At 63.4% G+C, this 24,872-nt stretch carries 24 protein-coding genes; 15 read left to right on the top strand and 9 right to left on the bottom strand.

The window, feature by feature from the left end; genetic code table 11:
* Window positions 1–4 precede the first annotated feature (4 nt).
* From ABID59_RS29855 to ABID59_RS29815, 9 genes are all read left to right on the top strand, one after another.
* Complete coding sequence (locus ABID59_RS29855) at window positions 5–1,126, top strand: Gfo/Idh/MocA family protein (RefSeq protein WP_354085736.1); 1,122 nt, start codon at window positions 5–7, stop codon at window positions 1,124–1,126.
* A 104-nt stretch (window positions 1,127–1,230) separates the two neighbouring features.
* The gene (locus ABID59_RS29850; protein WP_354032190.1) at window positions 1,231–1,971 is read left to right on the top strand and encodes an ATP-binding cassette domain-containing protein; all 741 of its coding nucleotides are present in this window, start codon (window positions 1,231–1,233) and stop codon (window positions 1,969–1,971) included.
* Window positions 1,972–2,107: 136 nt separating this feature from the next.
* Complete coding sequence (locus ABID59_RS29845; protein ID WP_347340217.1) at window positions 2,108–3,067, top strand: ABC transporter permease; 960 nt, start codon at window positions 2,108–2,110, stop codon at window positions 3,065–3,067.
* Window positions 3,068–3,118: 51 nt separating this feature from the next.
* On the top strand, window positions 3,119–4,123 hold the full coding sequence (locus ABID59_RS29840; RefSeq protein ID WP_354085735.1) for a substrate-binding domain-containing protein: 1,005 nt from the start codon (window positions 3,119–3,121) through the stop codon (window positions 4,121–4,123).
* Window positions 4,124–4,553: 430 nt separating this feature from the next.
* On the top strand, window positions 4,554–5,438 hold the full coding sequence (locus ABID59_RS29835) for an AraC family transcriptional regulator (protein WP_148749221.1): 885 nt from the start codon (window positions 4,554–4,556) through the stop codon (window positions 5,436–5,438).
* Window positions 5,439–5,652: 214 nt separating this feature from the next.
* On the top strand, window positions 5,653–6,738 hold the full coding sequence (locus ABID59_RS29830) for an ABC transporter substrate-binding protein (RefSeq protein WP_354085734.1): 1,086 nt from the start codon (window positions 5,653–5,655) through the stop codon (window positions 6,736–6,738).
* 77 nt (window positions 6,739–6,815) lie between these two features.
* A complete protein-coding gene (locus ABID59_RS29825) occupies window positions 6,816–7,637 on the top strand; it encodes an ATP-binding cassette domain-containing protein (protein WP_354085733.1) in 822 nt (273 codons plus the stop codon).
* Window positions 7,634–8,890: a sugar ABC transporter permease gene (locus tag ABID59_RS29820; protein WP_354085732.1), complete on the top strand. Its 1,257-nt coding sequence runs from the start codon at window positions 7,634–7,636 to the stop codon at window positions 8,888–8,890. Before ABID59_RS29825 ends, ABID59_RS29820 begins: the two co-directional genes overlap by 4 nt.
* A gap of 25 nt (window positions 8,891–8,915) precedes the next feature.
* Window positions 8,916–9,644, top strand: coding sequence for an SDR family oxidoreductase (locus ABID59_RS29815; protein ID WP_148749156.1), 729 nt, complete (start codon window positions 8,916–8,918; stop codon window positions 9,642–9,644).
* 278 nt (window positions 9,645–9,922) lie between these two features.
* Here ABID59_RS29815 and ABID59_RS29810 read toward each other — a convergent pair whose 3' ends face one another.
* From ABID59_RS29810 to ABID59_RS29785, 6 genes are read right to left on the bottom strand one after another with little or no spacing between them, the layout of a single operon-like run.
* Complete coding sequence (locus ABID59_RS29810) at window positions 9,923–11,227, bottom strand: LLM class flavin-dependent oxidoreductase (protein WP_354085731.1); 1,305 nt, start codon at window positions 11,225–11,227, stop codon at window positions 9,923–9,925.
* Window positions 11,228–11,231: 4 nt separating this feature from the next.
* The gene (locus tag ABID59_RS29805; protein WP_354085730.1) at window positions 11,232–11,990 is read right to left on the bottom strand and encodes an ABC transporter permease; all 759 of its coding nucleotides are present in this window, start codon (window positions 11,988–11,990) and stop codon (window positions 11,232–11,234) included.
* The gene (locus ABID59_RS29800) at window positions 11,987–12,802 is read right to left on the bottom strand and encodes an ABC transporter permease (RefSeq protein ID WP_354085729.1); all 816 of its coding nucleotides are present in this window, start codon (window positions 12,800–12,802) and stop codon (window positions 11,987–11,989) included. Before ABID59_RS29800 ends, ABID59_RS29805 begins: the two co-directional genes overlap by 4 nt.
* Complete coding sequence (locus tag ABID59_RS29795) at window positions 12,799–13,815, bottom strand: ABC transporter substrate-binding protein (protein WP_354085728.1); 1,017 nt, start codon at window positions 13,813–13,815, stop codon at window positions 12,799–12,801. The genes ABID59_RS29800 and ABID59_RS29795 overlap by 4 nt, the downstream gene beginning before the upstream one ends.
* A gap of 23 nt (window positions 13,816–13,838) precedes the next feature.
* Window positions 13,839–14,618, bottom strand: coding sequence for a class II aldolase/adducin family protein (locus tag ABID59_RS29790; protein ID WP_354085727.1), 780 nt, complete (start codon window positions 14,616–14,618; stop codon window positions 13,839–13,841).
* Window positions 14,615–15,478 (bottom strand): ABC transporter ATP-binding protein, encoded by an 864-nt coding sequence (locus ABID59_RS29785; RefSeq protein ID WP_502916839.1) that lies wholly within the window; start codon window positions 15,476–15,478, stop codon window positions 14,615–14,617. Before ABID59_RS29785 ends, ABID59_RS29790 begins: the two co-directional genes overlap by 4 nt.
* Window positions 15,479–15,780: 302 nt before the next feature.
* Here ABID59_RS29785 and ABID59_RS29780 point away from each other — a divergent pair, with 302 nt between their 5' ends.
* From ABID59_RS29780 to ABID59_RS29755, 6 genes are all read left to right on the top strand, one after another.
* Complete coding sequence (locus tag ABID59_RS29780; protein ID WP_354085725.1) at window positions 15,781–16,419, top strand: GntR family transcriptional regulator; 639 nt, start codon at window positions 15,781–15,783, stop codon at window positions 16,417–16,419.
* Window positions 16,420–16,486: 67 nt separating this feature from the next.
* Window positions 16,487–17,266, top strand: a complete 780-nt coding sequence (locus ABID59_RS29775) for an SDR family oxidoreductase (protein ID WP_354085724.1) — start codon at window positions 16,487–16,489, stop codon at window positions 17,264–17,266.
* Between the two features lie 7 nt (window positions 17,267–17,273).
* The gene (locus ABID59_RS29770; RefSeq protein ID WP_354085723.1) at window positions 17,274–18,419 is read left to right on the top strand and encodes a pyridoxal phosphate-dependent aminotransferase; all 1,146 of its coding nucleotides are present in this window, start codon (window positions 17,274–17,276) and stop codon (window positions 18,417–18,419) included.
* Between the two features lie 11 nt (window positions 18,420–18,430).
* Window positions 18,431–19,312 (top strand): alpha/beta fold hydrolase, encoded by an 882-nt coding sequence (locus ABID59_RS29765; RefSeq protein WP_354085722.1) that lies wholly within the window; start codon window positions 18,431–18,433, stop codon window positions 19,310–19,312.
* A gap of 4 nt (window positions 19,313–19,316) precedes the next feature.
* Window positions 19,317–20,570, top strand: a complete 1,254-nt coding sequence (locus ABID59_RS29760; protein ID WP_354085721.1) for a Zn-dependent hydrolase — start codon at window positions 19,317–19,319, stop codon at window positions 20,568–20,570.
* A gap of 8 nt (window positions 20,571–20,578) precedes the next feature.
* Window positions 20,579–21,094: a flavin reductase gene (locus tag ABID59_RS29755; RefSeq protein ID WP_354085720.1), complete on the top strand. Its 516-nt coding sequence runs from the start codon at window positions 20,579–20,581 to the stop codon at window positions 21,092–21,094.
* Between the two features lie 40 nt (window positions 21,095–21,134).
* On the opposite strand, the gene ABID59_RS29750 is transcribed toward ABID59_RS29755, so the two are convergent.
* The 3 genes from ABID59_RS29750 to ABID59_RS29740 are packed head-to-tail and all read right to left on the bottom strand — an operon-like array spanning window position 21,135 to window position 24,848.
* A complete protein-coding gene (locus ABID59_RS29750; protein WP_354085719.1) occupies window positions 21,135–23,504 on the bottom strand; it encodes a xanthine dehydrogenase family protein molybdopterin-binding subunit in 2,370 nt (789 codons plus the stop codon).
* Window positions 23,505–23,518: 14 nt separating this feature from the next.
* Entirely contained in the window at window positions 23,519–23,983 is a 465-nt protein-coding gene (locus ABID59_RS29745) for a (2Fe-2S)-binding protein (protein WP_354085718.1), read from the bottom strand.
* A gap of 10 nt (window positions 23,984–23,993) precedes the next feature.
* A complete protein-coding gene (locus ABID59_RS29740; RefSeq protein ID WP_354085717.1) occupies window positions 23,994–24,848 on the bottom strand; it encodes an FAD binding domain-containing protein in 855 nt (284 codons plus the stop codon).
* Window positions 24,849–24,872: the final 24 nt, after the last annotated feature.

Here is a 24,872-nt window from a genome sequence, read left to right as displayed (position 1 = left end):
CGACATGCGGTATATTGGCGTAGGCGTCATTGGCACCGGCTTCATGGGCAAGGCCCATAGCTTTGCCTATCGGGCCGTTGCCGGCATTTTTCCGGACAGTCTGCGTCCGGTTCTGCAGTCGGTTGCAGATATCAATGGAGAAGCCGCAGAGCAGGCCGCCAAACAATTCGGTTTTCGCCGCTGGCGAACCGATTGGCGGGCGCTCGTAGACGACCAGGATATCGAGGTCGTCTCGATCACGGCGCCAAATGCCGTTCACCGCGAAATGGCGCTCGCGGCCATAGCGGCGGGCAAGCACGTCCATTGCGAGAAGCCGATCGCGCCAAATGCCGATGCGGCAAAGGATATGATGGAGGCCGCTGAAGCAGCCGGCGTCGTGACGCAAGTTGGTTATAACTACATCAAAAATCCGATCCTGAAACTTGCCCGCTCCATGGTTGCGGCCGGAGAACTCGGAGAAATCACCGGCTTTCGCGGCATTCACGCCGAAGATTACATGGCGGATCCGGAAGCTCCCTACAACTGGCGCCTGGATGCCAGCGGTGGAGCGGGTGCGATCGCCGATATCGGCAGCCATATTATCGGAATGGCCCGTTTTCTTCTCGGCCCCATCAGCCACGTCGACGCTGATTTGGAAACCGTCGTCAAAAGCCGCCCCGTTCGCGCCGGTTCATCGGAACGCCGCGCCGTCGAAGTCGATGATATTGCGCGCCTCGCCGTGAGATTTGAGCGGGGATGCCGCGGAACGATTGAAGCAAACTGGGTGGCGACAGGACGAAAAATGCAGCTCGGGTTTGAATTGACCGGCGCAAAGGGGTCTCTTGTCTATACGCAAGAACGCCTCAATGAGCTGCTGCAATACCGTACCGACGGCGACCCACGCCACAGCGGTTATACGCGCATCGAGGCAGGGCCCCAGCATCATCCCTATGGGCTGTTTTGCGTCGCGCCGGGTCACCAACTTGGCTTCAACGATCTCAAGACGATCGAGGTTGCGGAATTCCTGGAAGCGATTGCTGGTGGAGAGAGGCGCGGGCCGGATTTTCGCGAAGCCTGGGAAATTCAGAAGATCATCGATACGGCGGTTCGATCATCCAAATCGCGGACGTGGCAAGCGATCGAGTAGACGCGGCGACCATTGCCGCTGGAATGCCAGGGGCAACCCCGGCTATGATAAGATAGTCGAACTTGAAGCAGCCGGAAGAGCTGCATGACAGGGGAGGTGCTGCAGTGGCTCTGCTTGAAGTTCGTAACGTATCGAAGAGTTTTGGCGCTATTCACGCGGTCAACGACATCAGCTGGTCGGTCGAGCCCGGCGAGGTCGTGGGGTTGATGGGTGACAATGGTGCCGGCAAGTCCACTCTGGTCAAGCTGATTGCCGGGAATTTTCCACCAACCGATGGCGAAGTTCTTGTCGACGGCGAGGTCTGCCATTTCCATAAGCCCATCCAGGCGCGCGCCAAGGGCATCGAGGTCGTCTACCAGGATCTCGCGCTTGCGGACAATCTCACGGCCGCGCAGAACGTGTTCCTGGGCCGCGAGCTAAACAAGGGGTTTTGGCCCTTTCGGGTACTCAACAAGCAGGCGATGATCGACCGCTCGGCGAAATTGTTCGACGAGCTGAAATCCGAAACGCGGCCGCGCGATCTGGTCAGGAAAATGTCGGGCGGCCAGCGCCAGGCGGTGGCCATCGCCCGCACCCGGCTTTCCAACGCGAAGCTTGTCCTGATGGACGAGCCGACCGCCGCCATCTCGGTGCGCCAGGTCGCCGAGGTGCTCGAGCTCATCCGCCGTCTGAAGCACCAGGGGGTGGCGGTTATTCTCATCAGCCATCGTATGCCGGACGTGTTCGCGGTGAGCGACCGCATCATTGTCATGCGGCGCGGTACCAAAGTGGCCGACAAGGCAACCACATCGACCTCGCCGGAGGAAATCACCGGCCTGATTACGGGAGCGATCCGTGCAGCATGATCTCGTCAAGGCGGCCGACCCAGGTCATGCCGCAATTTCAGATGTTGCGGAGAACAAGGAGCAGACTTTCGCTGCGCGTGTCTTCGCGAGCCAGCCATTCTGGGTGACGATCGCGCTTATCGCGCTGGTCGTGATCATGGCCATCAATGAACCGAGCTTCGGCACCGTCGAAAATGCCGCCAACGTCACGCGCAACTTCGCGCCGATTGGAATCATGGCGATGGGGATGACCGTGGTCATCATCACCGGCGGCATTGACCTCTCTGTAGGGTCCGTGATGGGCCTGGTGGCGATTGTCGCGGGCCTGTTCCTGACCTGGCACTATCCCTGGTATCTCGCCTTCGCGATGGGGATGATTGCCGGGATTGCTTGCGGCGCGGTCAACGGCTTTTTCGTGGCCTATGTCGGTATGCCTTCCTTCGTCGTGACACTTGGCATGCTGTCAATCGCGCGGTCGCTTGCGGTGGTGTTTTCGGCCAACCAGATGCTCTATCAGTTCGGACCGGACGCGCCCATCGTTAGAGCCATCGGTCAGGCGAAATGGCCCTTGCGCGCGCCGGCCGGTTGGGCGCCGCAGTGGATGCCCGAATTGTCCTCGCATTTCTGGGTCATGGTCGGACTCGCCCTCATCGTCGGCTACGTGTTCAACTCCAAAGCCTGGGGCCGCCATCTCTTTGCAATAGGTGGCAACGAGCAGGCTGCCCGGCTCACCGGTGTTCCCGTCGATTGGATCAAATTTCAAGCCTATGTTTTTTCCGCATTCACCGCGTCGTTAGCCTCGCTTCTGCTGCTCGGTTACAACGGCTCGGCCATCAACGCCATGGGACAGGGCTACGAGCTGCGCGTCATCGCGGCGACCGTGATCGGCGGGGCGAACCTGATGGGTGGGGCGGGTACTGCCTTCGGGGCTTTCATCGGTTCGGCTTTTCTCGAGGTCATTCGCAATGCCTTGTTGATGGCGGGCATCGATTCCAATTGGCAGGGCGCATTTGTCGGCGCCTTCATCATTCTAGCGGTGCTTCTCGGCATGCAAACCGGAGGCAAGGCGATCGTTGCGGCAATTTTGGAGCGGTTGTTGCCGAAGAAGCATCGTTAGAAACCGAATTCACTGCGGGCAATCAGTGAAGGTCAATGAGGAGGAAACGAGATGAAAAGATTTCTTTTAAGCGCGGCTTTCGCTTTCGGCGCGATGTCGATAGCGATGTCCGGCGCCCAGGCGAAGGATGTCTTCGCTTTGGTGCCAAAGAACATGAACAACCCGTTCTTCGATCAGGCCCGTGACGGCTGCAAGAAGGCCGAAGCAGAATCAAAAGGTGCCTTTGAATGCATGTATATCGGCCCTGGTGAGCACGGCGGCGGCGAGGAGCAAGTGCAAATCCTGCAGGATTTGATTGCCAAGAAGGTGAATGGCATTGCCGTATCGCCATCCAATGCCGCAGCCGTCGCCGTGGCCTTACAAGCTGCCAAGCAGGCCGGTATTCCCGTTCTTACCTGGGACTCCGATCTGCTGCCTGACAGCAAGAGCCTGCGCGTTGCTTATATCGGCACCCACAATTACGAGATCGGCGTGAACCTCGCCAAACTCGCGATGCAGATCAAGCCGAACGGCGGCACCGTCTGCATCCAGTCGGGCGGCGCCGCTGCCGCTAACCACAATGAACGGATGCAGGGAATTCGCGACACATTGTCGGGCAAGAAATCGGCCGCTTCTCCTGGCGACCGCTTGACCGGCCAGAACGGGTGGACCGAGATTCAGGGGTGTCCGCTTTATACCAATGACGACTTCCCGGTATCTGTGCAGCAGTTCACCGACACTATGGCGAAGAACCCGAAACTCGATGCCTTCATCCCGACCGGTGGTTTCCCGCAGTTCATTCCCGACGCAAACCGCGCCGCGGTGGCACCGTATAAGGACAAGATTGCCTCGAAAGCACTTGCCCTCGTGGTGGCGGACACACTGCCGGTGCAGATCGATCAGATGAAGGAGGGCCTGTCACTCGGCCAGGTCGGCCAGCGGCCGTTCGAAATGGGTTACAAGACGATGTTGGCGCTGGAAGCGATGAAATCGGGCAAGCCCGCGCCTGCGGATCCGACTTACACCGGTCTCGATGTCTGCACGCCCGCGACCGTCGCCACCTGTATCGGCAAGTAAGTCTGTCCAATGCGACGGATGGGGCGGGAGGCAACTCCGGCCCCATGGTTTTGTCGCGGCGAATTTCCGGATCGGCTGACGATGGCTGCTCCGGATCGGATTCCGCCGCCCGCATTGGCGGTTACGGAATGACCGTTTGTGGTGCAGGCAGGCCCACGCATTTCGCGCCGGGTTCCGCGACGGTACGCACAAAAATGTTGCCAGGTTCTACTTGAAACCAGTCGTGTTGGCCGGCCAAGACGTGAACTCGCTTTTTGCATCCGGGGGTGTCAGTCAAGTCAAAAAAGTATCACGATTGGCCGCCAAATGTGGTGGTACGCGTCTATTTCGTGACCTACCGTGGCGGTCAAGCAAGAGCCGGTATCAAGAAAATCGGCCAGCTGGGAACGAGGTCGTTGCGGATATCTTGCCCGCGACCGGGAGGAAGGACATGGAGCCGGATCTTGAACTGGTCCAGATAAGGCCGGGGGAGTCGTTCGCCGCCTGGTCGCACGGTTATCCTTTCCGCACCGTACGATGGCATTTTCACCCGGAATATGAGCTGCACATGGTGGCGGCAACCACCGGCCGCTATTTCGTCGGCGATTTCATCGGCGATTTCGCGCCCGGCAACCTCGTGCTGACCGGGCCCAATCTGCCGCACAATTGGGTCAGCGACATTCCGCCGGGGACCAGCATTCCGCTGCGTTGCCGCATTATCCAGTTCAGCGAGGAGTTCATCGATGGCGCCATCAAGGCCCTGCCGGAACTCGCGGCGCTGCAGCCGGTGCTGGAATCGTCGCGGCGAGGTGTGCTGTTCAGCAGCGAAACCAGCCAGCGGCTGTTGCCGCTGCTCGAAGAGACGATGCAAGCCAATGGCATGCGCCGCATCGAGCTGTTCATGCTGATCGCCGGCGTGTTGAGCCGGGCACGGGGATCGCGCGTGCTGGCCAGCGCTAGCTATCTGCCCGATCCGTCCGGCTATATGTCCGCGGGCATCAATAAGGCGCTCGCCTATCTCCGCAAGCATCTGACCAAGCCGTTCAGCGAGATGGATCTCGCCGAGATCGCGGGCCAGACCACAAGCGCCTTCTCGCGTGCGTTCCGCCAGCACACCGGCATGTCGCTGACGCAATATGTCAAACGGCTGCGCATCAATCTTGCCTGCCAAATTCTGATGAGCGACGAGCAGGCTTCGATCGCAAGCATCTGCTATGAAGTCGGCTACAACAACATGTCGAATTTCAACCGACAGTTCCTCGCCGAAAAGGGAATGACGCCATCACAGTTTCGGCGGTTGCTGTTCGACAACATCAACGCGCCCAAAGCTGCATGAGAAAGCACCACGGCATAATCGCGTAGCTGCAAGCGCGGGAGGGAACGCAACATCGACAAATCACGGCCGACCGGCTTCCACCGGTTGCGCCAACGAAGACTGTTGTGTTCAGCGATAGACAACAAGAAGCGGGATCGTCCGGGATCGCCGGCGCCAACCCTACGCATTCAAAAGGCAACCGGAAAGGTTGCTCTTACACTAGGGAGAAGACCATATGACACGATCATCATTGAACGCGGTTGGGGTGGCGGCGCTAGCCTTGGGCGTCCTGACTGGAGGCTCCGCTTTCGGTCAGAATGCCAAGGTGTCAGGAGCGACCGTCGCCTTTCTGATGCCGGACCAGGCATCGACCCGTTACGAAGAACACGATCACCCCGGTTTCGTGGCTGAAATGAGCAAGCTGTGCCCGACCTGCAAGGTGCTCTATCAGAATGCCGACGCCAATGCGTCGCGCCAGCAGCAGCAGTTCAATTCTGTTATTTCGCAAGGCGCCAAGGTGATTGTCATCGATCCCGTCGATTCCACCGCCGCAGCGTCGCTGGTGAAGCAGGCGCAGGGCCAGGGCGTGAAGGTCATTGCCTATGACCGGCCGATCCCCTCCACGCCAGCGGACTTCTACGTGTCCTTCGACAACAAGGCGATCGGCAAGGCGATCGCCAAATCGCTGGTCGACCATCTCAAGGCGACCAACGTGCCGGCCGACGATGTCGGCGTGCTGGAGATCAACGGCTCACCGACCGATGCCGCGGCCGGGCTGATCAGGGACGGCATCCACGACGGTCTGGCCGGCAGCGGGTACAAGACGCTCGCAGAGTACGACACGCCGGATTGGGCGCCGCCAAAGGCACAGCAGTGGGCGAGCGGCCAGATCACCCGTTTCGGAAAGAAGATCGTGGGCGTTGTTGCTGCCAACGACGGTACCGGCGGCGCCGCGATTGCGGCGCTCAAGGCCGCCGGCGTCAATCCGGTGCCGCCGGTCACGGGCAACGACGCCACGATCGCCGGCCTTCAACTCATTATCGCCGGCGACCAATACAACACCATCAACAAGCCAAGCGAGATCGTCGCCGCCGCAGCGGCCAATGTGGCCGTCCAATTGCTGGCGGGGGAGAAGCCAAAATCTGAGACGACGCTGTTCAACACGCCATCGCAGCTGTTCACGCCGACGCTGGTCACAGCCGACAACCTCAAGGCAGAGATCGTAGACAAGCGGATCAACGGCAAGCCGATCCAGACTTCCGAAGTGCTCTGCGCGGGCCGCTATACCGAAGGCTGCAAGAAACTCGGCATTACGAAGTAGAATTTCGGCAAGGTATCATTTGGCCCGGCGATGCGGTTCGGTTCGCCGCATGGCCGGGACGATCACGGAACGCCCGCATGACCGACCCGGTATCCCAATCCAATTCGCGGAACGGCTTAGTGCTCAGCCTGCGCGGCATTTCGAAGAGCTTCGGCGCCGTCTCCGCTTTGACCAATATCGATCTGGATGTGCACGCCGGCGAGGTCGTCGCGTTAGTCGGCGACAATGGCGCCGGCAAGTCGACCCTGGTGAAGATCCTCGCCGGCGTTCATCTGCCGGATTCGGGCACGATCACCTTCTGCGGTGAAATCGTAGTCCTCGACGATCCGGCCGCGTCGCTGCGGCTCGGAATCGCGACCGTATTCCAAGACCTGGCGCTGTGCGAGAATCTCGACGTCGTCGCTAACATTTTCCTCGGACGGGAGCTTGATCCATGGCGTCTCGACGAGGTGGCGATGGAGATTCGGGCCTGGACCCTGCTCAACGAACTGTCGGCGCGCATCCCTAGTGTTCGCGAGCCGGTGGCATCGCTTTCCGGCGGCCAGCGCCAGACGGTTGCGATCGCCCGTTCGCTGCTGCTCGAGCCGAAGCTGATCCTGCTCGACGAACCAACGGCTGCGCTTGGCGTGGCGCAGACCGCCGAGGTGCTGGATTTGATCGAGCGCGTCCGCGATCGTGGTCTCGCCGTGGTGATGATCAGCCACAATATGGAAGACGTCCGCGCGGTCGCGGACCGGATCGTGGTGCTGCGGCTCGGACGCAACAACGGCATCTTCCATCCCGACGCTTCCAACCAGGAGCTCGTGAGCGCCATCACGGGGGCCTCGAACAATGCCGTGTCCCGCCGCGCGGAGCGGCGACAGGGCTCACGCGAACATTCAGGGGAGCCGCGGCCGTGAACGGCGACAAGGAACGTCGCGCAACGTCGGCGCCGCTCGATCGCGCGGACGAGCGGATTCGCCATGATGCGGGTCTTGCCGGCGCCACGCGCGCCTTCCTGGACCGGGTCCGCTCCGGCGATCTCGGTGCGCTTCCGGTCGTGATCGGGCTCGTGATCATCTGCACGGCGTTCCAGAGCCTCAATCCCGTGTTCCTGTCGAGCAACAATCTCGTCAACCTGCTGTTCGACTGTTCGACTGTGGGGGTGATCGCGCTTGGGATTGTCTGCATCCTGATGGTCGGTGAAATCGATCTGTCGGTCGGTTCGGTCAGCGGTTTCGCTTCGGCCGTGGTCGGCGTGCTCTGGGTCAACATGGAATGGCCCGCATGGCTCGCGATTTTCGCGGGCCTCGTCGTCGGCGGAGCCATTGGCGCACTCTACGCGGTGTTGTTTAACCGCTTTGGGATGCCAAGCTTCGTCTCGACACTGGCCGGCCTGCTCGCGGTTCTGGGCTTGCAGCTTTATCTTCTGGGCTCGACGGGCTCGATCAATCTGCCGTATGGCTCGCCGCTTGTGAATTTTGGCCAGACGCTGGTGATGTCGCCTGCTGTCGCCTACACGCTGGCTGCGGTGACCGGCGCGGTGATCTTCGCAACGGCCTTTCGAACGGCTGCCCGCCGCAAGCGGGCTGGTCTGTCGGCGAGATCGCTGGGCAGCCTGTTGCTTCGCGGCATCGTGATCACGATCGTCCTCGAGCTCGTCGTTTATTATCTCAACCAGGATCGCGGCGTGCCCTGGATGTTCGGTTTGTTCGTAGCCCTGGTCGTCGCGATGAACTATGCGTTGACCCGAACGAAGTGGGGACGCTCGATGAATGCCGTCGGCGGCAACCGGGAGGCGGCGCGCCGCGCCGGAATCAACGTGCGTCGGACCCACATGACGGCCTTCGTGCTATGCGCGACCTTCGCGGCCGCTGGCGGCATCCTTTCGGCGGCGCGCCTCGCGTCCGCGAGCCAGCAGGCCGGCACCGGCGATGTCAATCTCAACGCCATCGCTGCCGCCGTGATCGGTGGAACCAGCCTGTTCGGCGGTCGCGGCAGCGCTTATTCCGCGTTGCTTGGCATCATCGTAATTCAATCGATTGCAAGTGGTTTGACGCTGCTCGATCTATCATCTTCGCTCCGGTACATGATCACTGGCGCCGTGCTGGCCGTTGCCGTCATCGTCGATTCGCTGGCCCGCCGCTCGCGCATGTCCCATGGCCGGGCCTGAAATCACCCCAAGCAACAGGAATGCCATGACTCTCACGCTGTCCGGAAAAGTGGCCGCCATCACGGGAGCGGCCTCGGGGATCGGTCTGGAATGCTCCAGGATTTTGCTGCGCGAGGGCGCGCGCGTCGTGCTGGTCGACCGTGACGAGGATGCCTTGAAGTCGGCTTGCGCAATCCTCGGTCAGGAAGCGATCCCGTTGACGATCGACCTCACCATGCCTGAAAGCGTCAGCCGTATGATGCCGCGGATACTGGACCTCGCGGGCCAACTCGACATCTTCCATGCGAATGCGGGAACCTACGTCGGCGGCGATATCCTCGACGGCGATCCCGATATCTGGGACCGCGTACTGAACCTCAACGTCAACGCTGCCTTCCGCTCGGTACACGCCGTCCTGCCACACATGGTTGCGCGCGGGACGGGCGACATTATCGTGACGAGCTCGATTGCGGGTCTGGTGCCGGTGGTATGGGAGCCGATCTACACCGCTTCCAAGCATGCCGTTCAGGCGTTCGTGCATACGGTCAGGCGGCAGGTCGCCAAGCATGGGCTGCGCGTCGGCGCCGTGGCTCCGGGTCCCGTGGTCACGGCCCTGATCAAGGACTGGCCCAAGGACAAGCTCGATGACGAATTGGCCGCCGGAGGCTTGATGCAGCCGGCGGAAGTGGCCGAGGCCGTGCTGTTCATGCTGACGCGGCCGAGGAACGTCACCATCCGCGATCTCGTCATCCTGCCCCAGAGCAACGACTTGTAAGACGACTTGTAAGACGCGTCATCGTCAAACACGGTAAGGAAATCACGGAGCATGCCGGAAAAGAATTTCCTCGGCATCTATGTCGGCACGGGAAGTGCGCGGGCCGCAGTGTTCGATGAGGAATGGCGAAGAGATGCTTTCGCTTTTGGGGACTCTTGCGAGCGAAGAGGCCCCCGGAAGAGGGCATGACCATGCTGTGCGTCGCTCACGAGATGGGTTTCGCCCGCGAGGTCGGCAGGCGCTTGAGCGCACCTTGCGGATCGCCAGTGCGGGCTAGACTAGGCCTGGAAGAACGGATTGGCCGGCCGCGATAGGCCGAGGTGATCGCGCAGCGTGGTTCCCTCATAGTACGTGCGGAACAGCCCGCGCTCCTGCAAGATCGGTACGACGAGCTGGACGAAATCCTCGAAACCTTCGTGGAAATAGGGCGGCATGACGTTAAAGCCGTCGGCGGCATGCTCTTCGAACCAGAACTGGAGCGTGTCGGCGATGCGCTCGGCCGAGCCGCACAGCACCCAATGGCCGCGGGCGGCAGCTGTGAGGTTGTAGAGGTCGCGCAGCGTCATGTTCTCACGGCGGCCCTTGGCCAGCATGACGCTGGCAAAACTGTGATAGCTGTCGGACGGCGCAATGTCCGGGATCGGCCCATCGAGATCGTAGGCCGACATGTCGCGCCCGAAGCGGTCGGACAGGATGGCAAGCGCGTTGCTGCCGCTGACAAAGCTCTGGAGCACGTTGAGCTTCTCGAACGCCTCCTTGTCGGTGCGGCCGACGACGGGCATCACGCCGGGCAGCACCGTGACATCCTCGGCCTTGCGGCCGAACGCCGGCAGCCGCGTCTTCAGCGAAGTGTAGCCGGCTTTGGCTTCGTCGATGTCCTGCACCACGGAGAACACGATGTCGGCGGTGCGCGCGGCGAGCGCTTGCCCGGCCTCAGAGCCGCCGGCTTGCAGCACGACGGGGCGGCCTTGCGGGCTGCGGCCGATGTTGAGCGGGCCCTTCACCTTGAAGAACGCGCCGTTATGGTCGATCGCGCGCAGCTTCGCCGGATCGATGTAGACGCCGCTGGCGCGGTCGGCGACGATGGCATCATCCGCCCAGCCGTCCCACAGGCCTTTGACCACGTCGAGGAATTCGCCTGCCATCTCGTAGCGGCGGGCGTGGTCGGGGTGAGCGGTACCGAAATTTGCAGCCGTGGCCGGGTTGGCCGTCGTCACCGCATTCCAAGCCGCGCGTCCCTTGGAAATATGGTCGAGCGAGGCAAAGACGCGCGCGACCGAGAACGGATCGCTGTAGGTGGTGGAGACGGTGGCGCCGAGACCGATATGGCTGGTCGAGGTTGAAAGCGCGGCCAGCATGGTCAGCGGTTCGAGCCGCAGCGTGTAGGAGGGATGGGCAACGGCATCGGCATAGAGATTGTCGCCCATGAAGATCAGGTCGAACTTGCCGCGCTCGGCGGTGCGGCCGATCTCCTGGATCGCCGCAAAATCCTGAAAGCTGTCGACCGCGCCGGGATAGCGCCATCCCGCGACATGGCTGCCGGTGCCCAGGATGAACAGGCCGAGATGCATTTGTCGTTTCATGGCGTCATGTCCAGAACAGGATTTTTCGCTCGAGGAAGCCGATCAGGCCGAAGAAGGCGAGGCTCGCGGCGGAGGCGACGAAGATCGCCGACCAGACCTGGACGAAATCGATCTGGAGCACGGCCTGGTAGATCACCCAGCCGAGCCCCCCCTGGGCGCCGAGCATCTCGGTGACGATCGCCACGATCACGCTGCGTACCGTCGAGACGCGCATGCCGGCGAGCAGCAGCGGTAGCGCGGTCGGCAAGCGCAGGCGCCACAGCACGCCAAAACGGCTTGCGCCAAAACTCTTCATGAGGTCGACGGCGCGGCGGTCGACACGGTCGAGCCCGGACAGCATCGACAGCAGGATGGTGAAGCTCACCGCCATTGCCACCATGACGATCTTCGAGCTGACGCCGATCCCGAACCAGAGCAGGATCAATGGCGAATAGCCGACCACGGGCACCGAATTGATCGCGGTTGCGAGCGGCAGGATCGCGGCGCGAAGCGCCGGCACCAACGCGATGGCGACGGCGAGGCCAATGCCGATCAGGCAGCCGAGTCCGTAGCCCACCAGCGCTTCGAACAGGGTGTAGCCGGCAGCGTCGATGAGCGTTGCACGTTTCGACCATAGTCCGACGAGGATGTCGCTGACCGCGGGAAGAACATAAGCCGGCAGGTGCAGTCCACGCGCTGTGCCTTCCCAGCATGCGATCAGGAGGACGGCGCCCAAAATGCCGCGCTGGACGGCGAGCGAGGGAGAGGCGATTGCGCGGCTCATTGCTCGGCGTTCCAGAACACGAGGCGTCGCTCGACTGCGGCGACCACCGCATAGAAGCCGGTGCCGAGCAGCGCCGAAGCCAGCAGAGCGCCCCAGATCGCCACGACGTTCTCGGTGAACATGGCCTGGAGCAGCAACACGCCGAGCCCTGTGGTGTCGCCGAACCATTCACCGACGATGGCGCCGACGAGGCTCAGCGACGCGGCGAGCCGCAGCGCGACGAAGATCTGCGGCAGCGCGGTCGGAAGCTGCAAGCGGAGCAGGAGCTGGCCGTTGGAGGCGCCGAAGCTGCGCATCAGGTCGACCTGCCTGAGGTCGACGGTTTCGAGGCCGAGCAGGGTGTTCACTGTCACCGGAAAGAAGGTCAGGTAGAACGCGATGATGGCCTTGGCGAGCAGCGTGTTGCCGAACCACAGCACGACCAGCGCGCCGAAGGCGATGACCGGAATGGTCTGCGACACCACGAAGATCGGAAACACCATCTCGCGTAGTGCGCGGACGCGGAAGAATACGACGCCCATCAGCACGCCGAACGCGCCGCCGGAGGCGAAGCCGATCAGCGTCTCGGCGAGGGTGCGCAGGAAGGCGTCGACATAGGCGCGGGGCGTCGCCGCCATCGCCATCAGGATCGCGCTGAGGCGCGGCAAATAATAGGGCCGAATGCCGAACAGCAGCACCGCGCCTTCCCAGATCACCGCCGCGATAGCGAGGCCAAGCAGGAGTCGGATCAGCTTGCGCAACGAATCCGGCATCGTGATCGATCGCACGGCAGCGCGGCCGTCACTGAGCGATGTCGCCGCAGGGCTGCTCACGGCAGCCGGTCCGCCGCTGGGATGCTCTGGATGAAGCTGGCGTCATAGGCGGCGGCAAGATCGAGCGGCTTGGAGATCACGCCGTACTTCAGGAAGAAGTCGTGGGCGGTCTTGACCGCGTCGGCGTCGATCCAGAATATGCCGTTCTTCGCCGCTGCGCCCGCTGTCATCAGGCGCTTCACCTCGGTCAGCATGAACTCCTGCTGTGCGCGGTCGAGCGTCGGGGCTGCGGCCATCACGGTGTCGACGGCGCCCTTGGTATCTGAGAACGCGTCCTTCCAGCCCTTCAGCGACGCCCGCAGAAACGCCTTGACCAGCTCCGGCTTCTCCTTGGCGGTCGCCTCGGCCACGATCAGCGTGTCGCGCGGGAAGGTGATGCCGTAATCCTCGGCGACGAAGGTCTTCAGGCTGTCCTTCGGCATGCGCGACTGGATGGTGTAGAACTCATTGTAGTAGGTCGCCGTGATCACGTCGACGTTGCCGTCGACGAAGGGCGTCACCGAAACCTGCTGCGGCTGGATCTTCAGCTCATCCGGCTTGATGCCTTCCTTGGCCAGCATGCCGTTCAGCACATGGTTGGCGCCGGTGAACCAGGTGGTGACGGTCTTGCCCTTGAAGTCCTGGAGCGTCTTCACCGGACCGTCCTTGCGGGTGACGAAGATGAACGGCGTGATCTGGTGCGACACGCCGATGCAGACGATCGGCAGCCCCTTGTCGCGCGCCGCGAACACGCTGTCGGTGCCGCCGGACAAGCCGAACGTATCGGCGCCGGTCGCGACCAGATTTTCGGTCAGCAGATTGGGTCCGCCGGGATTGATGGTGAGGTCGATGCCCTCGGCCTTGTAGTAGCCCTTGGCCACCGCGACGTAGAAGCCGGCGAACTGCGCCTGCGGCAACCATTTCAGGCGCAGGCTTGCCTTCTGCAACTCGGCGGCGGGCGCAGCCGGGACAAGTGAGCCGGTCGCCAGTGCGAGTGCGGAGAGGACAGAGAAGGCGTAGCGTCGGCTCAACATGGTCATACTCCAGGCGATGAAAATCAATTGCGATAGGATGGATCGGTACGGTCGAGCTGACGCATCAGTGCCGGCCATTCGCGTTCGCCGGGCACGAGAATGTCGCCCTGCAATTCCCAGAATTGGCGGGCGGCCTTCTCGCAGACCTCGTGCGGTGGCATCACGAGCTTGGCGCCGGCTGCGGCCGCGGCCTGCATCTGGAGCTGGATCCGCGCGGCGCGCTCGAAATAATAGAGCAGCATGAAGGCTTCGCCTGGCGTCCGGCCGACAGTGAGGATGCCGTGATTACGCATCAGCATCACCTTGTGCTGGCCGAGATCGCGTACCAGGCGAACTTGCTCGTCCAGGTCGATGGCGACGCCCTCGTAATCGTGAAAAGCCTGGCGATCGTGGAAGCGCATCGCGAACTGGCTGAGCGGCAGCAGGCCCTTCTCCTGTCCTGAGACTGCAACGCTCGCGTCGGAATGGGTGTGCAGCACGCAGGCCGCATCATGGTTCGAGGTGTGGATCGCGGCATGGATGACGAAGGCGGCGACGTTGACGGCCTGCGGCGTGTCGTCGAGCTTGTTGCCCTTGGTGTCGATCTTCACCAGGCTCGAGGCTGTGATCTCGTCGAACAGAAGCCCATAGGGATTGATCAGGAACTGATCGTCATGGCCGGGAACGCGCATCGAGATGTGATTATAGATCAAGTCGTCCATGCCGAGCTTGGCGACCATGCGATAGCAGGCGGCGAGCTTGACGCGGGCGTCCCACTCCGCCGGATTGATCGCCCGCTGTTCTCTCGCTGACATCGCGTTCATTGCGAGTTCTCCTGCGCGATGGAGGATTGGAACGATTTCATGCTTTCCTCCTCGATCGCATCGAGCAGCACGCGCTTGAGGCGCACGAATTCAGGGGAGGTGACGATCTCGGGCTTGCGCGGGCGGGGAAGATCGACGACCTGTTCGAGCTTCACCGAGCCGGGACGTGCGGTCATGACCAACACGCGGTCGCCGAGGAAGATCGCCTCGTCGACGTCGTGGGTGATGAAGAGAATGGTGCGGCGGTACTTCTGCCAGACATCGAGCAGCCAGCGCTGCATCATCGCCCGCGTCAGCGCGTCGAGCGCGCCGAACGGCTCGTCCAGCAGCATCAGGTCGCGCTCGAACAGGAAGGTGCGCATCAGGGCGACGCGCTGGCGCATGCCGCCGGACAATTGATTGGGATATTGCTTCTCGAATCCCGCCAGCCCGAACTCGGGCAGCATCTTGAGCGCCTTGGCACGCGCCTGGTCGCGCGGCATGCCCTCGACCTCGAGCGCTAGGATGGCGTTGTCCACCACGTTACGCCAGGGAAACAAGAGGTCGCGCTGCGGCATGAAGGAGACGCGGCCGAGCAGGTCGGCGGCATGGCAGCTCTTGCCCTCGAAGCGCAGGATGCCGCCGGCGTCCGGCTCCTCAAGGCCGGCGACGATGTTGAAGAGGGTGCTCTTGCCGCAGCCGCTGGGGCCGACGACGGTGACGAACTCGCCGGGCGCGACGCTCGCATGAAGTCCGGACAGCGCCACGACGGAGCCAAAGGCCTTGTTGATCGCGCGCAGCTCGAGCAGCGGCTCAGGTTTTGGGTGAGCCTGCGGGACTTCGATGGTCGGTCCGGGATTGGGGAGGCGGGCGGCCTGCACCGGCATGTCCTTGTATAATGGCGGCGGCCATTCGCATACGAAAGCGGGCCGCGTCGAAATCTCTTAGCAACTCGTGTGCCAGTGCGATTTCCCCGCAAATCAGGCATAAGACTTGCGAGATCGACGGCGAGAAGGTCGGAGAGGTGCGCATCTCCGAGAGAGAATAGGGCATTTCACTGGGATGTGAGTGCCAATATGTATACTTACATTGGTATCGGAGAAACATGATGGCAGATATTAGTGCACAGAGTGGAGGCAAGCGCGTCAAAAATGGGCACGAAACCCTCGCTGCGAGCCCCGGCATGACGCTCGCCGAGAGCCTGCGCCAGAAGCTCGAAGGGGCGATCGCGGCGGGCCATCTCGACCCCGGCAGCCGGCTCGACGAACAGGAAATCGCCCAGCGTTTCGGCGTCTCGCGCACGCCGGTGCGAGAGGCGTTCCGCCTGATGGCCGCCAACAATTTGGTCGAGCTGCGCGGCCGGCAGGGCGCGACGGTCCGGAGCATCAAGGCGCAGGCGCTGATCGAGATGTTTCAGGTCATGGCGGAGCTGGAGGGGCTCTGCGCACGGCTTGCCGCCCGGCGTGTCTCGCAAGCCTGGGGGGCGGAAATTGACGAGATTCACCAGCGGCTTGTGGCGGCGGGCGAAACCGGCGACATCGACGTCTTCTACGACATCAACCAGGAATTCCACGAAGCGATCTACGAGGCCTCGCGCAATGCCTTCCTCGCGGATCAAACCCGCAAGCTGCGCAATCAGGTGGCGGCCTATCGCCGCCGGGTGACGCGCATGCCGAACCGGATCGCCGATACGATCCGCGAGCATGAGGCGATCATGCAGGCGATCCTGGCTCACGATCCGGAGCGCGCGCACAGCGCCATGCGGGACCACGTCAACCTGCTCGGCGACAACCTTCTGGACTTTCTCGCCGGCTTCGAATGACCCGGGGATCGGTTGGTATGCAAATTGCTAGACTTTGTATATCTGGATTGCATCCTGGAGACCCGGAGTGGACCTGAAGCTGACGAACAAGACCGCCCTGATCACCGGGGCGTCGAAAGGAATTGGACTTGCGGTGGCCGAGCTCTTCGCCGCGGAGGGCTGTCATTTGCATCTCGCTGCCCGCAACGGTGAGGCGATGCTCGAGGCCAAGAAGCAGCTCGAAGCCCGCCATGGCGTGAAGATCACCATCCACGCACTCGACCTGTCGAGCACGGCTGCGATGGAGAAGCTCGCGGCCGAAGTCGGCGACATCGACATTCTCATCAACAACGCCGGCGACATCCCGGCCGGCTCGCTGGAGATCCTCGACGATGCCGCATGGCGGCGCGGCTTCGATCTCAAGGTGTTCGGCTACATCACGCTGTCGCGTCTTTATTATCCGCGCATGAAGGGCAAGGACGGCGTCATCATCAACATCATCGGCAATTCGGGTGAGAACTGGGACGCGAGCTACATCGCGGGCTCGACCGGCAATGCGGCGCTGATGTCCTTCACCAAGGCGCTCGGCGGCCGCAGTCTCGATCACGGCGTGCGCGTCGTCGCGGTCAATCCGGGGCCGGTGGCCACCGACCGCATGCTCAAGATCATGAAGCGCAAGGCGATCGACATGCTCGGCGACGAAAGCCGCTGGGAGGAGCTGTTCGACAAATATCCGGGCAAGCGCCCAGCGACGTCGGAAGAAGTGGCCGATCTCGTCGCCTTCCTTTCCTCGCCTCGGTCGGGCTACGTCACCGGCACCGTGGTGACGATCGACGGCGGCATTGCCGCGCGCGGCTCGGTGATCTGAGGCGTCGATGTCGGGACCTCAATCCGCGGCGCTGGTCCGCAATCGCTATTTCGACGAGCTCTCGGCGACGCCGGAACTCTGTTGGCTCGGCCAGAACACCAACCATATCGAGAGCCATCCCGCCGTGCGCGAAGCGATGCTGCGCTCGATCGAGGCTGGCGAGTTCAATGCCTACGCCCCGCCGCTTGGCTTCGAGGCGCTGCGCGCCGCGATCGTCGCTGATCTCGGGACGCCCGGTGCCGAAGCGCTGGTGACTGAGGGTGGCGTCAACGCGCTGGCCATGATCTGCCGCGCCCGCTGCAAGCCGGGCACGACGTTTGTGACGACCGATCCGACCTGGAAATGGCCGTGCCTGTTCGCGCGCCAGCAGGGCGCCGAGGTGATCGAGATTCCGATCTACGATCCGGCCTGCAACTATCGCCTGACGGCTGAGGCGCTGAAGGCCCATGTCGATGAGCGCACCGCGATCATTTATCTGGTCGATCCCAACAATCCGCTCGGCATCCGCTACACGCGCGAGGAGATCGAGAGTTTTGCGGCGATCGCGCGCGACTGCGGCGCGCTGCTGGTGCACGACTGCACCTACCGCGATTTCGCCGACGGCCACACGCCGGCACTTCATGTGGCGCCGAAAGGCTCGGTGGTCTCGACCAGCTTTTCGAAATGGCTCGGGCTCGCCGGCCTGCGCATCGGTGCGCTTGTCGCAGCGCCCGACCTGTTCGAGGAGTTGGCGCACACCTCCACCAGCGTGCTCGGCGCAAGCGTCATCGCCCAGCGCGCCGCGCAGGCGGGCTTGTCGGTCAAGGCCGAATGGATGAAGAAGGTCCGCAGCACCGACCGCGCCAACAAGGCGATGATCCAGGAGGCGGCGGCCGGTATCGAGGGACTCGCGCTGCCGATCATGCCCTCGCACGGAAACTTCCTGGTGCTCGAAACCATCGCGGCAGGCATCCGCCCCGAGGCGCTGGTCGAGTGCTATCGCCGCCAGGGCATCATGATCCGCCAGGGCACTTATCACACCCAGCGCTTCGGCGACCGTTTTGTGAAGATCAGCACCTCGGTGCCGCAGGCCTGGGTCGAAAAGCTCTGCACGCTATTGCCGGAGATGGTCGCGCAGGCACGCACGCTGAACGACCTGCCGCCGCAATTCTAGGGACGATGCCGATGACGATGATCACAACGAAGGACGGTGTGAAGCTTCATGTGGAAGAAGCGGGCGAGGGCACGCCGATCCTCTTCATTCACGAGTTCGGCGGCAATCACAAAAGCTGGGAGCCGCAGCTTCGCTATTTCAGCCGCCGCTACCGCTGCATCAGCTACGCCGCGCGCGGCTATCCGCCGTCGGGCGTGCCCGACAGCGTGGAGGCCTATTCGCAGGCGATCGCTGCGGACGATGCGGTCGCCGTGCTCGACGCGCTCGAGATCGAGAAAGCGCACATCGTCGGCCTCTCCATGGGCGGCTTCTGCACGGTGCATTTCGGCCTGCGCACGCCGGCGCGCGCTTTGTCGCTCACCGTCGCCGGCGCCGGCTATGGCTGCGAGAAGGAGTTCGAGGATTATTTTCGTGGCGTCTCGCGCGAAGTTGCCGACAATTTCGAAAAGCAGGGCGCGAAGGAGTTTTCGAAGATCTATGCGCTCGGCGCGAGCCGCGTTCAGTTCCAGAACAAGGATCCGCGCGGCTGGCAGGAATTCGCCGATCGTCTTGCCACCCATTCCGATCGTGGTGCCGCCAACACCATGCGCGGCGTCCAGGCGCGGCGGCCGTCCTTCTATGACCTCGAAGACGACCTGAAAAAGATGATGGTGCCGACGCTGGTCGTCGTCGGTGACGAGGACGATCACTGCCTCCAGCCCGGCTTCTTCCTGAAGAAGACCATTCCGGCCTGCGGCCTCTCGGTCTTCCCCAAGACCGGCCACACGCTCAATCTCGAAGAACCGGCGGCGTTCAACGCACTGCTCGCCGAGTTCATTGCCCAGGTCGAGGTCGGACACTGGCTGCCACGCGATCCCCGCGCGCTGCCGGGCCAGATTATGCGTACGAAGTAGATCGATGACGAGCCAGCCTCTGATCAACGCCGATCGGCTCTGGATCCGCTTGATGTCGCTCGCCGAGATCGGCGCGACGCCGGCCGGCGGGGTCAACCGCCAGGCGCTGAGCGATGGCGAGATCGCGGCGTGGCGACGGGTCATCGGCTGGGCGCTTGAGGCAGGATTGACACCGTCGACGGATGATGCGGGAAACCTGTTCCTGACGCTGGCCGGCCGCGACCGCGCCGCGCCGCCGTTTCTCCTTGGTAGCCATCTCGATAGCCAGCCGACCGGCGGCAAGTTCGACGGTGCGGCCGGCGTGATGGCAGCGTTGGAGGCGGTGGTCTCGCTCGCCGAGCGAGGCGACAAGCCTGCGCGCGACATCATCGTCGTCGCCTGGATGAACGAGGAGGGCTCGCGCTTCGCTCCGGGCATGATGGGTTCGGAGGCCTTTACGGGCGAGCGCGACATGGACGCGATCCGCGCCGCGCGCGATGCAGACGGCATCAGCGTCGGCGAGGCGCTCGATCGCCTCCATCAGGCTTTTCCCGATATGCCGCATCGACCACTCGGCTTTGCGGTCGGAGCCTATCTCGAATTGCACATTGAGCAGGGACCATTGCTGGAAGCGGCCGCCTGCACCATCGGTGTCGTCACCGGCATCCAGGGCAAGAAGACCTTTCAGGTGGTGGTCGTGGGTGCCGAGGGCCATGCCGGCACGCTGGCGCAGTTGGAGCGGCGGGATGCGCTCGCGGCCTTTGCCCGGATGGCGACGGCGCTCCATACCGAGATCGGCACCATTGACGCAGACATCAAATTCACCATCGGCCGGGTTACAGTCTCGCCGAATGCGCCGTCCGTAGTGCCGTCGCGCGTCAGCTTCAGTATCGATCTGCGTCACCCTGACAATGCCGTGCTCGATGCGGCCGGTGCGCGTATCAAAGCTCTTTGCGAGGAGAACGCCTCGCCGTGCGCGGTCGCGGTGGCGCCGCTCGTCGATGCGCCGTCGAACGCCTTCGATGAGCGCCTGCGGGCGAGCATCGCACAGGCGGCGCGTGAGCAGGGACATTCCACCATGACGATCCTTTCCGCGGCAGGTCACGATGCCCGTCATCTCGCCAAAATCTGTCCCGCTGCCATGATCTTCATCCCGTGCCGCGACGGCGCGAGCCATGTCGAGCACGAATGGGCCGAACCTGATCACGTTGCCGCCGGCGCGTCCGTGCTGGTGCAGGTGTTGCGCAGGCTCGCCTTTGCGCCTGCCGTCGAGGCGTAAGAATACCGATGCAGGACGTCGCCCCTCAAGACTACCGCGACGCGATGGCTTGTCTCGGTGCGGCCGTCAGTATCGTCACGACCGACGGCGGCGCGGGCCGTGCCGGATTTGCTGCATCTGCGATTTGCAGCGTCACGGACGATCCGCCGACGCTGCTGGTCTGCATCAACCGCGGCTCCTCGGCCTATGCCGGCGTGACGCGCAACAAGGTGGTGTGCGTCAACGTGCTCTCGGCCCGGCACGAGCCACTGTCCCGCTTGTTCAGCGGCAAGGTGCCAGCGGAGGAACGGTTTGCCGCAGCCGCGTGGTCGACGCTCGAAACAGGCGCGCCGATGCTGGCCGACTGTGCTGCCGCGTTCGACTGCCGGATTGCCGATATCGTCAATGTCGGCACGCATGATGTGCTGTTCTGCCGTGTCGTGGCTGTGCAAAAATCCGGCTGCACCGACAATCTGATCTATTTCGGCCGCGCCTATCATACGGTCGGGGTGACCGATCCAGCCGAGCCTGGGTGCTCGTTTTAGGGGCGAAAGCTCCAAGCGGAATCTTGCCGCCTTTGGTCGTTCAATTCCACCCGTCTGATTTGTGCGGGCGCAGCAGATTGTTTGTCCAGGCTTCGGCAATGTGGGGCAGGGAGAGAGTTGGCCTTTGGTCGAGGAGGAGTTCGAGCACCCGCGGCGGAGTTAGTGGCAGCTCCAGGATCGGTTTTCCGATTGCGTTGGCGACGGCACAAGCGACGGCGGCTGCGACATTCAGGATCGGAACTTCGCCGGCGCCCTTCGTCCCGAGCGGACCGATCGACGGCGCACCTTCGTACAGGTTGATCTCGACCGGCACGACATCGAGGGCCAGCGGCACGCGGTAGGTCTCGAAGCCATTTTGACGGACGCGGCCATTGCTGCCGATCGTCACTTCCTCATGCAGGGCATAGCCCAATCCCTGCACAACGCCGCCCTGGATCTGGCCATGGATTGCGCGCGGGTTCAGCGCGCGGCCGACGTCCTGCACGACGCGATAGCTCAATACCTCGACGTGTCCTGTCTCAGTGTCGACGGCAACCTCACAATCATGGACGGCGAAGACGGGGATGTCGATCGCGTCGATGAAATGGCCGGCGACGCAGCCGGGCATCGCAGGCATACCGGCTCCTGTGAAGGCGCCGGTGCCGGAGATCGGGCCGATCTGCGCCTGGGCGCGGGCCGCAACCTCGGAGATCGGGCGGCCGGAGCCCGGTGCTCCGGCAATTTCAATTCGCCCCGAGCGCATGACCAGATCCTCGGGCGCGGCCTCGATCATCTCGGAGGCGACCTTCAGCAGCTTCGTGCGCACCTCGTGTGCCGCCGACAAGCTGGCCGCACCGAGCGACACGGTGGTTCGTCCTCCTCCGACACCGACATCGTAGCCGGCGGCGTCCGTATCGGCTGCGCGCACGATCACATCATGAGGGCTGAGGCCGAGCGTGCCGGCCACGATCTGAGGCAGAGCCTGCATCATGGAGCCTGACCCGATCTCGACCCCCGACGTCACCAGCGTCGCCGTCCCGTCGGCATTCATGTTCACGGTCGCGGCCGACGGGCCGACAAAGACGAACCATGTGCCGACGACGGTCGCGCGTCCATAAAGCCGGCCGTCATCACGCCCGGGCGGCGTTGCGGCGGCATCGCGCATCGTATCCATCCGGTCCAGCATTGGGCCGAGCACGTCGCCCTCGAACACCTGGCCGGTGGCCCCGAGATCGCCGTCGCCGAGCACGTTGCGGCGGCGGAAGGCAAGGGGATCCATGCCGATCCGGGCCGCGATTTCGTCGCTGTGCAGCTCGAGCGCAAAGGTGTTGTAGACGCCGTTGCAGGCGCGGAAAGCGCCGTTCGGAGCGGTGTTGGTATAGACCGCGCGCGAGACGAGCCGCACTGCGCCAAGGGAGTAATTTCCGCCAAGCGTGTGAGCGGTCATCGTCGTCAGGAAAATCTGTTCGCCACCATATGCGCCGCAATCCATCAGCACGACGGCTTCCCGTCCGACGATCTCGCCATCGCGCGTCACCGCCGAGCGTATGCGAATCTCGGCGTTTTCGCGAAAGAGACAGGTGAGCATCTCCTCCTCGCGCGAATTGACAAGCCGGACCGGCCGTCCGCTCGCGCGAGCGAGAAGGGCCGCAAAAGGCTCGATCGCGAGATCGAATTTGAGGCCGAAGCCGCCGCCGACCGGCGGTACCGTGACGCGGACCCGCGAGGCCGGCACGCCCAGCAGGCGTGCGGTTGCGTTGCGGATGGTCCAGGGCACCTGGGTGGATGTCTCGATGTGGAAGCGCCCGTCTTCATAACTTGCGACCACTGCGCGCGGCTCGAAGGCGACGTGGTTCTGGCGACCGACCCTGAAGGAGCTATCGATGATCTCGACGTCGCTCCGGGCAAATGCGGCATCGACGTCACCGCGAACGACGGTCGCCTCCCAGGCGATGTTGCCTCCGCGGACACCGCCCTCGAGCAGAACCTCGTAGTTGCGCCAGTCGGGATGCACGAGTGGAGCATCGGGAGCAAGCGCATCCGCCATGGTGAGAACCACGGGCAGTGGTTCGATCTCGACGTCAATTGCAGCAAGCGCGGCGTGAGCCTGCATCAGCGTGTCCGCCGCGATCGCGGCGATCGGCTCGCCGTCGTAGCGGATCACGTCGCGGGCAAAGAGCGGGTGGTCGGCGATGCCGATCCCGATCATGCCGGGCGCATCGGCAGCCGTCACGACGGCGCGCACACCGGGCATGCGGGCAGCCTTGGAGGTGTCGAGGCGGGCGATCCGGCCTGATGGCACGCCGGCACGCAAGATAGCCGCGTGCAGCATGCCGGGCAGGTAGCGATCGATGGTGTAGCGCGTGCGGCCGCGCAGTTTGTCCGCCGCGTCGCGTCGTCTAAAATTCATGGTTGCGGAAGCGTCGGACACTTTTGCGTCTCCCGTCATGTCGTCGCAAGCGCCAGCAGCGCGGCCTCGATGATGCGTTCGTATCCGGTGCAACGGCAGATGTTGCCCGTGAGAGCAGCACGAATATCGTCGCGCGTTGCCCCGGGGCGGGTTGTGAGGAGATGCGTCAGGCTCACCACCATGCCGGGAAAGCACATGCCGCATTGGACCGCGTCGCAGGCCTCGAGCGCGGCCTGGATCGGGTTCAATCCGCCATTGACGGCAAGGCCCTCGACGGTACGGATATCGCAACCCTTGGCGAGCGCGGCCGGCATCAGGCACGACGGGGTGGGATTGCCGTCGATCAACACCATGCAGGCGCCGCAGAAGCCCTCGCGACACACCGGCTTTGCGCCCGTCAGATGAAACTCCTCGCGCAGGACGTCGACGAGTGGCGTGATGGGATCGGCAGTGGAGGTGAGGTGATCGCCGTTGACGGTCAGGCTAAGGCCCATGTTCATCCCCGACGGTTCAAGAGCCAAGCGCGGCGGCTGCACGGCGGACGAGGCCGGGTAGGACGCGCACCCGGTACCAGGCAGGCACGTCGGTACTGTCGCGACCCGTAAATTCATCCGCCAGCCCGGCCGCTGCATGCGCAGCCTTCGCCGCGTTCAGCGGATGTCCGACAAGAGCGTCCTCAAGGCGCTCCCATCGGCGCGCAACCGGCTCGACTGAACCGACGGCGACACGTGCCGTCTGAACACGCCCGACATCGTCAAGGCTCACGGCGAGACTGACGATGGCGGTCGGATAGTCGCCGGCCTGTCGCAGCGGCAGGCGAGCGTGAGCGGTCTTGCGCTCCTGCCGCGGCACAATGATGCGTTGGACCAGCCACCCGGGCGCAAGTGTCGATCTCATTGTCAGAAATTGCTCCAGATCGATCCGCTCCCGGCCGCCTCGTCTCGCGATCTCGACTTCGGCATCGAGGCAGAGCAGCGCGGGCACGCAATCGGCCGCGGCAAATGCTGTCGTTGCGAGGTTGCCGCCAATGGTCGCCATCCCGCGGATAGCAGGATTGGCGGAGCGGCCGGCCGCCGCCGTGAGCACATTAAACTCCGAAAGCTCCGCCAGCGCTGCGGCCAGCGTGGCGTGCGTGACCGCCGCGCCGATTTCAACCGCATCGGCATCGATTTTAATGCCATGGAGCTCCGGAATGCTCCCGATTGCGACGTAACGGGGCTTGAGCAGCTCGTGCCGGATTGGGGCGCGCATGATCCAGGTGCCGCCGGCGAAGGGCGCGGCTGCGGCGCCGCCTTCGTCGAGCGCATCGAGCGCGGACGTCAGCGATGGCGCAACGTAGACGGACCTCGAAGCAGGCGTATCCATGTCGTCCGCGCTCTCGGTTCGATC

It is taken from the genome of Bradyrhizobium sp. S3.3.6, assembly GCF_040546905.1.
Lineage (GTDB): Bacteria > Pseudomonadota > Alphaproteobacteria > Rhizobiales > Xanthobacteraceae > Bradyrhizobium > Bradyrhizobium cytisi.
Note: the sequence above shows the minus strand (reverse complement) of the source record. Positions and strands in the feature narration are given on the sequence as shown.